General features: G+C 61.9%; 10 protein-coding genes. 2 read left to right on the top strand and 8 right to left on the bottom strand.

What is annotated here, in order from left to right; genetic code table 11:
- Positions 1-9 precede the first annotated feature (9 nt).
- From SYN63AY4M2_RS11330 to SYN63AY4M2_RS11320, 3 genes are all read right to left on the bottom strand, one after another.
- Complete coding sequence (locus tag SYN63AY4M2_RS11330; protein ID WP_099887386.1) at positions 10-849, bottom strand: ABC transporter ATP-binding protein; 840 nt, start codon at positions 847-849, stop codon at positions 10-12.
- A complete protein-coding gene (locus tag SYN63AY4M2_RS11325) occupies positions 846-1,889 on the bottom strand; it encodes an iron ABC transporter permease (RefSeq protein ID WP_206337015.1) in 1,044 nt (347 codons plus the stop codon). Before SYN63AY4M2_RS11325 ends, SYN63AY4M2_RS11330 begins: the two co-directional genes overlap by 4 nt.
- A gap of 391 nt (positions 1,890-2,280) precedes the next feature.
- A complete protein-coding gene (locus SYN63AY4M2_RS11320; RefSeq protein ID WP_011430848.1) occupies positions 2,281-3,561 on the bottom strand; it encodes an RNA-guided endonuclease TnpB family protein in 1,281 nt (426 codons plus the stop codon).
- A 209-nt stretch (positions 3,562-3,770) separates the two neighbouring features.
- On the opposite strand from SYN63AY4M2_RS11320, the gene mutS reads away from it, so the two are divergent.
- Entirely contained in the window at positions 3,771-6,458 is a 2,688-nt protein-coding gene (mutS, locus tag SYN63AY4M2_RS11315; protein ID WP_071813525.1) for a DNA mismatch repair protein MutS, read from the top strand.
- Between the two features lie 2 nt (positions 6,459-6,460).
- On the opposite strand, the gene SYN63AY4M2_RS11310 is transcribed toward mutS, so the two are convergent.
- A complete protein-coding gene (locus tag SYN63AY4M2_RS11310) occupies positions 6,461-7,117 on the bottom strand; it encodes a cofactor assembly of complex C subunit B (protein WP_083759167.1) in 657 nt (218 codons plus the stop codon).
- Positions 7,118-7,573: 456 nt separating this feature from the next.
- On the opposite strand from SYN63AY4M2_RS11310, the gene sigC reads away from it, so the two are divergent.
- Complete coding sequence (gene sigC, locus SYN63AY4M2_RS11305; RefSeq protein ID WP_041439130.1) at positions 7,574-8,677, top strand: RNA polymerase sigma factor SigC; 1,104 nt, start codon at positions 7,574-7,576, stop codon at positions 8,675-8,677.
- Between the two features lie 10 nt (positions 8,678-8,687).
- Here the strand turns inward: sigC and murJ are convergent, their stop codons facing one another.
- The 4 genes from murJ to SYN63AY4M2_RS11285 all read right to left on the bottom strand — a co-directional run bounded on the left by murJ (position 8,688) and on the right by SYN63AY4M2_RS11285 (position 12,784).
- Positions 8,688-10,322: a murein biosynthesis integral membrane protein MurJ gene (gene murJ, locus SYN63AY4M2_RS11300; RefSeq protein WP_011430852.1), complete on the bottom strand. Its 1,635-nt coding sequence runs from the start codon at positions 10,320-10,322 to the stop codon at positions 8,688-8,690.
- 165 nt (positions 10,323-10,487) lie between these two features.
- Positions 10,488-10,853 (bottom strand): DUF4278 domain-containing protein, encoded by a 366-nt coding sequence (locus tag SYN63AY4M2_RS11295; RefSeq protein WP_011430853.1) that lies wholly within the window; start codon positions 10,851-10,853, stop codon positions 10,488-10,490.
- Positions 10,854-11,066: 213 nt separating this feature from the next.
- Positions 11,067-11,894, bottom strand: coding sequence for a HEAT repeat domain-containing protein (locus SYN63AY4M2_RS11290; RefSeq protein WP_011430854.1), 828 nt, complete (start codon positions 11,892-11,894; stop codon positions 11,067-11,069).
- A gap of 32 nt (positions 11,895-11,926) precedes the next feature.
- Positions 11,927-12,784 carry a phycobilisome rod-core linker polypeptide gene (locus SYN63AY4M2_RS11285; protein WP_011430855.1) on the bottom strand — a complete coding sequence of 286 codons (858 nt, stop codon included), beginning with the start codon at positions 12,782-12,784 and terminating at the stop codon, positions 11,927-11,929.
- Positions 12,785-12,981 lie beyond the last annotated feature (197 nt).

The following is a 12,981-nucleotide window of genomic DNA, read 5'->3' as shown; positions in this document are numbered from 1 at the left end:
AAAACCAAGTCAAACCTTCGCCTCAACACCCTTTCCTCCCAGCCAGAGGGGCCTTGCTGGGTCTGCGCTGCGCAGGGGGCAAAGCTGCGGCCCCACCGGCGTTGGCATCCACTCCACCTCCAGGCCAAACACCTCCTGCACCCTGCTGGGGGTCAAGACCGCCTGCGGGGATCCCAGGGCCTGCAACTGGCCGGATCCCAGCAGGGCCACCCGCCGGCTGTAGCGAATGGCCAGGTTCAGGTCGTGCAGCACGGTAATCACCGTCAGCCCTTGCTCCTGCTGCAGCCGTCGCAACAGCTCCAGCAGCTCCAGTTGGTGGCGCAGATCCAAAAACGTGGTGGGCTCGTCCAACAGCAGCACCTGCGGCTCCTGCACCAGGGCCAGCGCCAGGAAAGCCCGCTGCCGCTCGCCCCCCGAAAGGGTTTCCACCCGCCGCAGCGCCAGGGATCCCAGTCCTGCTTGCTCCAGAGCCCACTCCACCCGCTGCCGATCCGCCGGCGTCAACTGCCACGCCCACCAGGGCTGGTGGGGAGAACGCCCCAGACTCACCAATTGCCGCACCGTCAGCCCTGCCGGGATCCTCGGCTGCTGGGGCAAAAGAGCCAACTGCCGGGCCACCTGCTGGGGAGTGAGTTGAGTGTGCAGATCCCGACCGTCCAGGTACACGCGCCCAGCTTGGGGAATCAGAACCCGACTCAACAGCCGCAGCACCGTCGATTTGCCCGAACCATTGGGGCCGACAATGCTCAGCCATTCCCCCTTTTGCACGCTGAAGCTCACTTGTCGCACCACCGTCCGGGATCCGTAGCCCCCGCTCAAATCCTCGACCTGCAGGATGGGCTCTCTCATCGCCCTGCCCCCTGCTGCCACAGCAGCCAGCCGAAAAAGGGAGCCCCCATCACAGCGGTGACAATCCCCACCGGCAGCTCTATCGGGCCCAAACGGCTCAGGATATCGGCACCGCTCAGCAGGGTCGCCCCTGCCAAGGCAGAAAGGGGCAACAGCCAGCGGTAATCGGATCCCACCCCCTGCCGCACCATGTGGGGCACCACCAACCCCACAAAGCCGATCAACCCCCCCACACTGACGGCGGTTGCCGCCAGCCAAGCCGCCACCAGACCAATCACCACCCGCGTCCGCGCCAGAGGGATCCCCAAGCTCACCGCCATCTCTTCTCCCAGGCCCAGCAGGTTCAAAGCCCGCGCCTGCGCCCAGCCCAGCCCCAGCCCGACCAGGATGTACACCCCGGCCACCCGCACCTCCGGCCAGCCCCGCCCGCTCAGGCTGCCGATCAACCACGTCAGGGCCACCTGCACCCGCTCATCGGCCATCAACAATAAGGTGGAGCTAATGGCCCCAAAGAGCGCGCTGACGGCCACCCCCGCCAAGATCAGCCGCTCCACCGCCAGCCCGGAGCGGGTGCGCGCCAGGCCATACACCAACACCGTGGTCAGCACCCCGCCCACCCAAGCCGCCAAGGGCACCCAAGCCGTCCACTCCCCCCAGGTGAGCAGCCCCACCGCCGCCAGGCCCGCCCCCGCCGAGATGCCCAGCAGGTAGGGATCCGCCAGCCCATTGCCCAACATCCCCTGCAGCAGGGCCCCCGCCATCCCCAAGGCCGCCCCCAGCAACTGGGCCAAAAGTGCCCGCGGCAGCCGCAACTGCCAGACAATGGTCTGCCGGACTGGATCCCCTTGCCCCCACAGGGCCTGCCACAGCTCCGCAAAAGTCATGGGAACGGATCCCAAGGCAATCGAGATCCAAAGCAGCAAGAGGATGACACTCAGTAGCAGAACCGCCAAGCCGACCGGCGAGAGGATCCGCCTGGCCTGCCCCCAGCGTGTCTCCGAGTCAACTCCTGATGACAGACGCCCTTGATTGGCCAACATCGCAAACCTCAGGACTTTTGAGAGGGGGAGATCCGCAAGACAGCTCCGACCGGCTCGCCAGAGCAGCGAGCCCAACCCCGCCAAGCTTTCCAGCTTGTTGAGACTTAGATTCAATAAAGACGTAGCTGCCAGAATAACAGGCTTTCTGGGTTATTGCAAGTCAGTTCTAATAAGCTTCTGCCCGCGTCCCCCCCTTGAGTGCCAACCCTTTGGCGTGAGATCGGGCAACACCCAACCTACTCAGGCCTAACCTGCCAGGGATCCGACTGCCCCGGGTAGGGTCATTCCCAGCAGCCGTGGAATGGGAAGTCCTTGACATACTCCCCTACCTAAAGGCAGGGGATTCTTGTTCTTGGTTCTACGGGCGCACTTACCGTATCGGGTTGCCCCTCTACAGCAGCGGTGCATCTCTCCCCAAGCGTTCCCGACCCCCAGGCCCCCCTACATCCCCCCGTATACGGGGGGACACAGGGGGGCGGGGGGCAGCGGTTCCCTTATGCCCTAAGGTACCGTTTTGCCATTTCAACCCTAAGACGCTTAACTTAAAGATGCTGAGCCCCAAAAGGCTTAGCCCCTTCTTCAGGATATTCAGAGCTGCATTCTGATCCCTATCCAGCACAAGCAGACACTTGGGGCAAATATGAGTTCGCGTAGACAGAGTCTTAACCACTCTATGCCCACAACCACTACAATCCTGCGTGGTGTATTGAGGCGGCACTGCTACGATTGCCTTGCCCCACACCTTGCCGTAGTAGTCTAGCCAGTGAGTGAATAGCGACCAGCTAGCATCTTGGATCGATTTGGCAAGATGACGATTTTTGACCAAGTTCTTCACCGGCAAGTCCTCATACACCACGATGTCGTTAGACATCACTACGCACCGGGCTAGCTTAATCGCCCAGTCTCTACGCTGGCGCTGGACTTTGAGGTCAATCCTACCTACTCGGTTCTTCTGTTTGTGGTAGTTGTTTGATTGCGGTTTTCTCCCTTTTGCGAACATCCTGCTCAACTTGCGTTGATGCCTTTTTAGCCGCTTCTCGCTGCGGCGCAAAAACTTCGGGCAATTCACGGTATTGCCGTTCTGGTCGGTGTAGAAATGCTTGAGCCCAAGATCAATACCGATAACATTGCCTGTGTATTGTCCTTGCTCCTTGCGGTCTACATCCAGACAGAACTGGGCATAGTACCCATCTGCTCTTCGGATCACCCGCACACGGTTGATTTTGGAGCTCAGGATATCCTGTCTTGCTTCTCCATTGCAGTACAGCGCAAAGGTCCCTGCTCCAAACCCGTCCGTGAAGGTGATAGACAGGCCATCATCAGATAACTTCCAGCCCGATTGCTTGTATTCCACAGACCGGCAATGCTTCTTGAACTGGGGATAGCCTTTCTTCTTTTCGCCCTGCTTGCACCGTCTGTAGAAGTTGGAAATCGATAGCCATGCTCGCTCCGCACTCGCCTGCCGAGCAGCAGAGTTGAGCTTATTCGCAAATGGGAACTCCTTCGCCAAGTCTTTGCAGAAAGCATACAGATGCTTCTTCCCTACCCCCCGATTGTCCATCCAATGGCGCAGGCATTTGTTGCGCACAAACTGTGCGGTGCGGATGGCTTCGTCCAAAGCTTGATACTGCTTTGGCGTCCCGTTGAGGAGTTTGGCTTCCCTGACTAACATGAATCTATTTTATTCTGGGTCTTATCAGATAAAACAATCTGCGCCTTATATCCCTGACCTAAAGGGCGGGGCTTTATGGCGCCGCTTGGTAATCTCCTCTCTTCCGGAGGGAGAGGGGGGAAGATCTCAAATCAAATAGAATGGCCCAAGCCGGTTAGCTTGGGTTGGATGGACCCTGAATTTGGCCCCCTCTTGCAAGCATTGGTGCCATGGCTTCTTCTGCTGAGACCACTTGGGATGCCCTGCAGGTGGATCCCGCCCTGCTCACCCCCATGATGCAGCACTACGTGGAGCTGAAGCGGCAATACCCGCACGCCATTCTGCTCTACCGCCTGGGGGATTTCTACGAGATGTTTTTCCAGGACGCGCAACTGGTGTCGCGGGAGCTGGAGCTGGTGCTCACCGGGCGAGAGGCAGGGGCCATTGGCCGGGTGCCCATGTGCGGGATCCCTTACCACGCCTTCGACCGCTATGCCGCCCAGTTGGTGGCCAAAGGCTACGCCCTGGCCGTCTGCGACCAGATGGAGCCGGCGGATCAAGCCAAAGGCCTGGTGCGGCGGGAAGTGACGCGGGTGATCACACCCGGCACCGTCATCGAAGAGGAGCTGCTGCAGGCGCGGCAAAATAACTACCTGGCGGCCATTGTCCGCCTGAGAGGCTCCAAGCAAACGGTCTGGGGCCTGGCCTATGCCGACATTTCCACCGGCGAGTTCTGGGTCTGCCAGGGCGAGGGGCAAGAGCAGCTAGAACAGGAGCTGGCGCGGCTGCAGCCGGCGGAGATCCTGCTGCCCACCGAAGAGGGGCTGGGCCTGGGCCTGATGCGGCCCGGGGATCCCCAAGCCCCCCTGGGCCTGCCCGGCCAGTACACCTATACCCTGCGGCCAGCCGAACCCTTTGAGCTGGCCACGGCGCGGGAAAACCTGCTGCAGACCTACGGCCTGCGCTCCTTGGAGGGCTTGGGCTGCGAGGGGCTGCCCCTGGCCATTCGGGCGGCGGGAGGATTGCTCCACTACCTGGAAGAAACTCAAAAAAACCTGGTGCAGCCTTCCCCTCAGGGGGGCCATCCGCTCCTGCGCCCGCCTCGCACCTACCAGCTCACCGACTACCTGATATTGGACACCCAAACCCGTCGCAACCTGGAGCTGACCCAGACCATCCGCGAGGGGGCCTTTGTCGGATCCCTGCTCTGGGTGCTGGATCGCAGCCGCACCGCCATGGGGGGACGCACCCTACGCCGCTGGCTGTTGCAGCCTTTGCGAGATCCAGAGCAAATCCGCCTCCGCCAAGACACCATCCAGGAGCTCTTGGAAAGCCCCTCCCTGCGCACCCGCCTGGGATCCCTGCTGGACTCTCTCTACGACCTGGAGCGGCTGGCCAACCGCGTCGCCTCCGGCACCGCCAACCCGCGCGAGCTGGTGGCCCTGGGATCCTCTTTGGGCAAACTGCCCCAGTTGGCCGAGCTGGTGGCCGAAGCCCAAACCCCCCTCCTGCAGAGCCTACAACAGGTGGATCCCGCTCTGGTTGACCTGGGCCACCGCATCGAGCACACCCTCCTGCCCTCGCCGCCCCCTGTGCTCACCGAAGGGGGGTTGATCCGGCCTGGGGTAGATGCCGAGCTGGACAGGCTGCGGCAGCAGGTGGAGCAAGACCGCCACTGGATTGCCCAGTTGGAGAAAACCGAGCGCGAGCGCACCGGCATCCCCACCCTCAAAGTGGGCTTCAACAAGGCCTTTGGCTATTACCTCAGCATCAGCCGCGCCAAGGCCCAGCAGGTGCCCAAGGAGTACATCCGCAAGCAGACGCTAACCAACGAAGAGCGCTTCATCACCCCTGAGCTCAAAGAAAAAGAGGCCCGCATCCTCACCGCCCAAACCGAGATCAACCAGCGGGAGTACGAGCTGTTTGTACAACTGCGCCAGGAGGCGGGATCCCAAGCTGCCGCCATCCGCCAGGTGGCCCAGACCCTGGCTGCTGTCGATGCTCTCTTTGGCCTGGCCGAGGTGGCCGTGCAGCAGGGCTACACCCGTCCCGTGATCACCGCCGATCGCCGCCTGATCATCGAAGAGGGGCGCCACCCCGTGGTGGAGAAATCGTTGCCCCAGGGCCTATTTGTCCCCAACTCGGTGCGCCTGGGATCCCCCCACGGCCCGGATCTCATCGTCCTCACCGGCCCCAACATGTCCGGCAAGTCCACCTACTTGCGGCAGATTGGGCTGATCCAGATCCTGGCCCAGATGGGCAGCTTTGTCCCGGCGCGGCGGGCGGAGCTGGGCCTGTGCGACCGCGTGTTTACCCGCATCGGCGCCGTCGATGACCTGGCCACGGGACAGTCCACCTTCATGGTGGAGATGAACGAGACGGCCAACATCCTCAACCACGCCGGCGAGCGCTCCCTGGTGCTTTTGGACGAGATTGGCCGCGGCACCGCCACCTTCGACGGCCTTTCTATCGCCTGGGCCGTAGCCGAGTACCTGGCCACCCAGGTGCGCGCCCGCACGATCTTTGCCACCCACTACCACGAGCTCAACCAACTGGAAACCCTGCTGCCCAACGTGGCCAACTTCCAGGTGGTGGTCAAAGAGCTCCGGGATCGCATCATCTTTTTGCACCAGGTGCAACCTGGCGGAGCCGACCGCTCCTACGGCATCGAGGTGGGGCGCATGGCCGGCCTGCCCCAGCCGGTGATCGAGCGGGCCAAACAGGTGCTGGCCCTGGTGGAACAACACAGCCGCATCGGCCTCGGCCTGCGCAGCCAGGGGAAAAGCCGCCCTTCTTCAAACAACCCCAAGAAACGGTTCAAGCAAGAATCCAATTCCCGCGGGATACCCGACTGCGATGCCAAGGCTGGGGATCAACTATCCCTGATCCCGACCTCCCTCTACCCCGAGGAGCTCTAGGTCTATCCTCGCTCCGGATCCCGTTCTTCCAGCCCCAAGGTGGCGGCCAGCACCTCCAGCTCCTCCCGCTGCCCCTCCACCCAGAGGTGGGATCCGGGGGGCGGAGCGGCCTCTTGCAGCTTCAGGCGGATCTGCTGCGGGCGGTGGCTGCGCCGCCAGTAGTACCAGCCCGCCCAAGGAGAGGCCAGCAGCAGCGTCCAAGGCCAGGCTCCCCAAGCCGGCTGCAGCATCTGCAGCACCAGGGCCAAACAGGCCAGCCCTGCCCCCGCCAGCCCCGTCAAAAAAACAGCCAACCCCACACTGGCCCGCGCCTGACCCACAAAGGTGGCGATCCCCTCCGGGTCAGCAGATTGCAAGCGATAGGCGCGCCCCTCCAGGTGCTTTCGGAGAAGGGATCCCATTTCTTCCAGGTTGCGACTGCTAAAATAGAGACGAGCTTCGACGCGGTCTTTGCCAGAGGCTCGCAGAAAAAAGAACAGGCCGATGGCCAGCAAGACCGTAAGCAGTAGCGTTGAAATTGTCTCCCCTTGCAAGGAAGAAGAGGCGGCTACTGCCGCACGTGCCTCGGATAGAGAGCCAAAGTTGATGGGCAGCGCAACTGCGATCGGGGCTTTCTCTCCTGACCAGAAAGAAGGAGACTTGGCAAGAAAGCAGTTCATGGAATGCTAGTTTACACGCCTGCTGACCAGTTTAGACTTCTCAGAGGAGCTGGCCGCCCCCTCCTCCAAAGAAAAACCGAGTTGCCACCTCTATCGCTTTGTAGCTCGCATGGGCAAAAAACCCCTCGGAGGGCAGTGCGCTTTTCAGCAACCTCAGTGGCAGTTCAAGAGGAGGGGAGGCTACGCCGGATCTCGTGCCTCTCGGCTGGGAAGTGCAACTATAATAATAATTAAGTTATGATAAGAGGCTTCTGCTTTACTGACTCTTGTCTCTCTCCCTTTCCAGGGTAGCCTCCTTTAAGAGGGCAGAGCTCTGCAGCGAGGGTTGAGGAGGAGGGTGCCTGCCCCACTCGAGCGATGACGGCGCAAAGCAACCGCTCCAGGGAGACACCAGCCTTAGAGATTTCCTCCCAGTCCTGCCCTTTTGGTTTGCCTGCCTCTGTCGCTGTTTCAGCAATACCTTACATGTCTAACTACGAACCTGAGCTCAACGACATTTTGTTGGATGGCGATCTCCTCGATCCCGCTGAGGAAGCAGAGGTAGATCTGGCCGAGAGCGAGTTTGCAGAAGAGGAGCCAGCTCGCCGCTCCACCGATCTGGTGCGCCTTTATTTGCAGGAGATCGGTCGTGTTCCCCTCCTGGGTCGCGATGAGGAGGTGGCTCTGGCCCAAAGAGTCCAAGACTACATGAAGCTTTTGGATGTGCGCCTGCGCCTGCAGAAAGAGTTGGGACGGGAGCCAACTCTGGCCGAGTGGGCAGCTAGGGCCAACCAGTACCCCGAATGGGCCAACCTCACCCCCGAGAAGCTACAGCAGATCCAGCGAATTGGCAAGCGCGCCAAAGAGCACATGATCAAAGCTAACCTGCGCCTGGTGGTGTCGGTGGCGAAAAAATATCAAAATCGCGGCCTGGAGCTGCTGGACTTGATCCAAGAGGGCACGCTGGGCCTGGAGCGAGCGGTGGAGAAGTTCGATCCCAAGAAGGGCTATCGCTTCAGCACCTACGCCTACTGGTGGATCCGGCAGGGCATCACCCGCGCCATCGCCACCCAGAGCCGCACTATCCGCTTGCCCGTTCACATCACCGAGAAGCTGAACAAGATCAAAAAAGCCCAGCGCAAGCTTTCCCAGGAGAAAGGCCGTACCCCCACCATTGAGGATATTGCTTCCGAGCTGGAGATGACGGTGCCCCAGGTCAGGGAGCTGCTGGTGCGGGTGCCGCGCTCGGTTTCTCTGGAAACCAAGGTGGGCAAAGACAAGGACACTGAGCTGGGGGATCTGCTGGAAACCGACGACATCTCCCCCGAAGAGACGATGATGCGGGAGGCCCTGCATCGCGATCTACAGCAGTTGCTGGCAGATCTCACCAGCCGCGAGCGGGATGTGATCCGCATGCGCTTTGGGTTGGGGGATGGGCGCACCTACTCGCTGGCGGAAATTGGCCGCGCCTTGGATCTGTCGCGGGAGCGGGTACGGCAAATCGAGGCCAAAGCCCTGCAAAAGCTGCGGCAGCCGAAGCGGCGCAACCGAGTGCGAGACTACCTCGAAGCCATCAGCTAGTCGGGCCTGCCTAGGATCTGGATGGAGATCGCTGGCTGGCAATCTTGCTCAGGCGCGTCTGGATCTGGGCTGCCAGCCAGTTCACTTCCGGGATCCGCAGATACAGGGCCCCTGCCGCAAACAAGCTGAGACCGATGCCGGCGGCCAGACCGGCCCAGAGGGCGGCGGTGATTAGAGAAGAGCCGAGAATCTCGTGGGAGCGCAGTTGCGTCCACAGCCAATGGCTGAGGCCCCCGGCCAAGGCGGTGATCCCCAGCAACGGCAGCAGGGCCTGCCCCATCTCCTGCCAGGGGATCTCCGGCAAGCGCTGGTGGAGGCGGATCCCCAGCCCAATCAGAGCCATCAGGTTAACGCCTGCCGTGGCCAAGGCAATGCCCGGTGCTCCAAAGGTTGGCAAAAACAGGAAGTCCAGCAGGGCGTTGAGGCCGATGGCCAGGCCGCTGATGTGCAGGGGCGTAGCCCCATCCTCCAGGGCGTAGAAGATACGCACCAGCACATCCCGCAGCAGGTAACAGGTCATCCCCAGCCCATAAGCCATCAGCAGGGCCGCCACCTCCTGGGTCACCTCCGGCGTAAAGCGACCGCGCTGGTAGGCTACTTGAACGATAGGTTCGGCCAGGGCCACCAGCACCATCGCCAGGGGCAGGGTGAGGATGGCCGTCACCATCAGCCCTTGGCGGATACGCTGGCGCAGCTCCGGCCAGCGGGATCCATCCCCCGCCAGCTGGGCGTAGAGAGGCATCAGGGGCACCAGCACCATGTTGGAGAGGATCCCCAGGGGGGTTTGCACCAAAAGCTGGGCATAGCCCAAGTTGCCGATGGTGCGATCCCCGGGCACGAAGGAGGCAAAAAAGAGATCCACATAGACATTGATGTGGATCATGCCGGAGGAGATCACCGCCGGCAACAGCAGCAGGCCCACCGCCCGCACCGGCGGGGATCCCCACTCAAAGCGCAGCCGCAGCCGCCCCAGCCCCAGCCGCTGCTGCAGCGGCACCTGCGCCAACCACTGGGCGATGGCCCCGATGAGCACCCCCCAGGCCAGCAACGTCGGGATCCCCGTCCATCCCAACGCGAGCAGGATCCCAATGACTGACAAGCTGGAGATCAACGGGCTAAGGGCGGGCAAGAGGTAGTGCTCGGCCGCATTCAGCGCCCCAAAGCCAATGCCAATCCAGCCCGAGAGCAAGGCCAGCGGCGCCATGATCCGCAACTGCTCGGCGGCAAGAGCATGCACTTCGGGGCTGGCCCCTGGTGCGCTCAGGCGCACCACCCAGTCGGCTCCCCACCAGAGGCCCAACGTCACCGCTAAGAGCAGGCAGCCCACCAAGGTAGAAATGGACTCTAGCCAACGGGCCGGATCCTCTCTTCCCGGCTGCTGCTTTTTGAGCACGCTGACGATGGCGCTGTGAAAGGGGCCGTTGATCCCGCCCAGCAAGATCAACAAAAAGCCAGGCAGGACATAGGCTATGCTAAAGGCGCTGTACTCTGTCCCCGAGCCGTAGACTGCCGCGATTAGGGCCTGACGGATAAACCCCATGCCCTTGCTGAGCAGCGTGGCCCCTGCCACCAGCCCTGCTACCGAGAGCAAGGAACGGGGTGGAGAAGACGCGGCGGATGGGATTCGCGGGGCAGACTCTTTCATACCCCTAGCTCCCCACCGCCGCCTTGGCAATGGGCAACTGTCGGGATGCCCTAATCTTCCCAGGATTCACCCACAGGCTCACAGCCGCTACCCCCCTCGCTTCGGCATAGGGCAGCACCATTATCCCGGATTCTCCCGACCTCTGGAGGGAGGGCAAGGCAGAGCTCAGGCCAGCAGTTGTCGCTCCTGCTCCAGTTGCCGCAACAGATGCTCGTCGCCGCGGGCCTGGGCAGCGCGAATGCGCTCTTGTAGTCGCCGCAGCAGGTTTTGCCGATGGGTTTCTTCGACCAAGGTTATAAAGTCCTTGCGCGGGGAAATAGCCGCCGGCACCCTGCTCGCTGCCTTCGCCGCCGGATTGAGGACAAGGCCTCGATACCTCAAGGCAGAAAACTGTGGCAGCGACACAACCGCCGATTGGGCTGGCCAGCTCCACGCCAGGCCCCGGTAGCGCGTTGGCACCTCCTGCCGCTGGCAGGTTGCGGGGGCAGAAGGGACAAAGTCGTGGGCAATGCCCCGGTAGGTCAGTTGCATAGGAAGACTCCCCCAAATAGACTGCGGCGATCTTTAAAGAGCTGAGGAAGAAAGCGACGCCCCTGAGCCAGCTTGTTGAGAGCCGTTAGACAACAGCTTCGGCTTCCTCGGCGCAGCTCAGAGGGTAAAACCCAATTTTATTCTGTATCGAAATTAACAAAATAAGCAGTTGGGTGTCAACTTTGGGTCGAGGTCGTCTCCCTATCCAGAGAATTAGAGCAGCTCGTCGATTAGCCGTAGCACCTGGTGCAGGTCGGTGCCGGCCTCTTTTCCCCGTCTGAGGTTCAGCTCCACCAACTGCTTGAGGGCGAGCAGCTTGATATTGGCCTCCACCGCTGCCGCTGCCATGGCTTGGGCCGCCGGCAGATAGCCGCTGGCCCCCAGATCCAGCAGGGCAGCCCGCCGCAGATGGATGTTGGGGTGGCTCAACACCGACAGTAGCGGTTGGACAAAACTGGGATCCCCTGTCAGCCGGTAACAGGCCCGCGCTGCCGCGCATTGGAGGCGAATTGAGGGGTGCTCTAGGTAAGGGCGGATCTGCCCCAGGGCGGCAGCCACCTGCAACTGTCCAAGCGCCTCGATCAAAGCCTCCAAGGCGGCAGGCGCTTCTGTCTGCAGACCCTGCTCCACCCAGCGCAGCCCTTCGAGCAACGCCACTCCCAGCTCTTCGGCTTGCCTGGGATCCCGATCCAGATTATTGGCTAGGGCGATCTCCACCAGCGCCTGGGCTGCTGCTGCCACCACTTGGCCATCGGAGCAGCGTAAAGCCTCTTTCAGAGCCGGGATCCCAGCAGGGGAGGCCACCTTGCCCAGGGCACGGGCGGCGTTGCGCCGCAGCGGATATCCCCCCTGCGTGGTGCGATCTGTCTCATCGGCCAAGGCTTCGATCAGGGCCGGGATCCCTTCGGGGATGCGCATGCGCCCCAGCCACCAAGCCGCGTAGTAACGTTCCCCCGGATCCCCATGGCGCAGCTTGGCGATCTGGCCAGCGGGGGTGAGGTCGGCGGCCGGAGGGAGATCTGAAGGAACAGCCGTGGTCATAGCATCAACAGGCCAGAGCGCCTGCAGAGGCCTCAAGCGCTGCGGACGCTGACGATCTTGGCGCCCGACTTGAGCAGCCGCTGCATCGTCGCCGAGAGCTGATCGGCAGAGACAAAGATCTGCTGGTTGGATTTGCGCACCCGGCTGGAGGTGGCCAGGGCCGAGGGCGGGTTAAGCAGCCGCGTCACCTCAATGCAGAACATGCGATCGGACTGGCCCGTTGGCGGCCCCAAGTGTTTGGTAATGGGGCTGGGGGGCAGCAGCCCCCGCACCCCGATGCGGCGGATGGCCGGGGTAAAGCCGGTGGCGAGGGGTACCATCAAGCGCGGCCTGCGCCCCTGGGAACGGTCGTTGTTGGCGTAGCCCCCGTAGAGGGCAAAAAGGTTGGTGAAGTCGCGGGTGGTATGGGCCTTGCGATATTCAAACCCGCGCGGATAGGGGACGATGTTGTCGCCAAAGGCTTCCAGGTATTCTGGGCTGTCGATGTAGGAATCGATCTCCGCGCTGTGGCCCCCAGCGTGGTAGATGTCCAGGTGTCGGGCAATATCCTTAGGGCTGGTGGGAGCTCGCCCCAGCAGGTGCTTGAAGTTGAGCTCGATGGCGCGGGTCTGGGAGTTAGGGTACAAAAACCGCCTCTTGTAGGCTTCGGACTTGGCGATTAAGCGCACAAACTCCCGCACCGTCAGGCTGCCCCGCCGTAGCAGCGATTCCGCACTGGCCAGCTCCTTCCTGTCTGCGCCAAACAGGTGATCGTTGCCCAGCACCTGGCGATAGATGGCCCGCAGGATCGCATTGAGCTGATCCTGGCTGGCATTAGGGCGCAATTCTAAGGGAGTCGTCTCTGTAATGCCCCGGATCCCCATTCGGCTTGCCGCTGTGATTCCACTCATGTTAATTCCTCATGATGAAACTGGCTGGATTAACTTTGAAAAAAGCTTGAAAAGGCTGCTTGGGTTCACCTCTCAACTCAACAACCCTCAGCAGCACAAATATGGGGTTGAAGCGAGAGCAACAGCGGCGCTTTTCCCTCTGGGGGAGAGATCCTCAGACCCAACCGGCCAAAGGGATCCCTTTCTCGCCACCGTTG

The organism is Synechococcus sp. 63AY4M2, from assembly GCF_002760475.1.
In the GTDB taxonomy this organism is placed as follows: Bacteria; Cyanobacteriota; Cyanobacteriia; order Thermostichales; family Thermostichaceae; genus Thermostichus.
This window is presented reverse-complemented; position numbering and strand designations above follow the sequence as displayed.

What these genes read in the sequence shown, in the direction of transcription:
- SYN63AY4M2_RS11330 (WP_099887386.1), bottom strand. Translation starts at nt 849, where the DNA reads ATGAGAGAGCCCATCCTGCAGGTCGAGGATTTGAGCGGGGGCTACGGA.
- SYN63AY4M2_RS11325 (WP_206337015.1), bottom strand. Translation starts at nt 1,889, where the DNA reads ATGTTGGCCAATCAAGGGCGTCTGTCATCAGGAGTTGACTCGGAGACA.
- SYN63AY4M2_RS11320 (WP_011430848.1), bottom strand. Translation starts at nt 3,561, where the DNA reads ATGTTAGTCAGGGAAGCCAAACTCCTCAACGGGACGCCAAAGCAGTAT.
- mutS (WP_071813525.1), top strand. Translation starts at nt 3,771, where the DNA reads ATGGCTTCTTCTGCTGAGACCACTTGGGATGCCCTGCAGGTGGATCCC.
- SYN63AY4M2_RS11310 (WP_083759167.1), bottom strand. Translation starts at nt 7,117, where the DNA reads ATGAACTGCTTTCTTGCCAAGTCTCCTTCTTTCTGGTCAGGAGAGAAA.
- murJ (WP_011430852.1), bottom strand. Translation starts at nt 10,322, where the DNA reads ATGAAAGAGTCTGCCCCGCGAATCCCATCCGCCGCGTCTTCTCCACCC.
- SYN63AY4M2_RS11295 (WP_011430853.1), bottom strand. Translation starts at nt 10,853, where the DNA reads ATGCAACTGACCTACCGGGGCATTGCCCACGACTTTGTCCCTTCTGCC.
- SYN63AY4M2_RS11290 (WP_011430854.1), bottom strand. Translation starts at nt 11,894, where the DNA reads ATGACCACGGCTGTTCCTTCAGATCTCCCTCCGGCCGCCGACCTCACC.
- SYN63AY4M2_RS11285 (WP_011430855.1), bottom strand. Translation starts at nt 12,784, where the DNA reads ATGAGTGGAATCACAGCGGCAAGCCGAATGGGGATCCGGGGCATTACA.